The 294-nt window shown below is 49.7% G+C and carries 1 pseudogene; it reads left to right on the top strand.

Features of this window, described 5'->3' with window-relative positions:
• A pseudogene (locus R7Q48_RS26510) lies at positions 1 to 294 on the top strand (class I SAM-dependent methyltransferase); the annotation flags it as partial.

Raw genomic sequence — 294 nt, 5'->3', positions numbered from 1 at the left:
AGACCTGTCGTGGATCGAATCTCTGACCATTCCAGATAAATCACCCGTATTGATTCTGTGCGAAATGGCATTGTTGGATTGCTCTGAGCGACATGTTGCGCGGTTTATTCAAAACTTAGGTCGCCATTTTGTCTCGGCTGAGGTCTGTATGGTACTCGCTGGAGACTTAACAGAAAGCAAGTGGGGGCAAAAGCTTGGCTCGGATTGCTATGCCCATGGATTTGAGGCACCGGCGGAACAAGTTTTGAGATGGTTGCCGTGGGCACAATGGGTGAAAGCGTTCTCGCCATTCGA

It is taken from the genome of Vibrio sp. 378, from assembly GCF_033339435.1.
The sequence above is the reverse complement of the archived record's forward strand: the minus strand, read 5'-3'. Positions and strand labels throughout refer to the sequence as shown.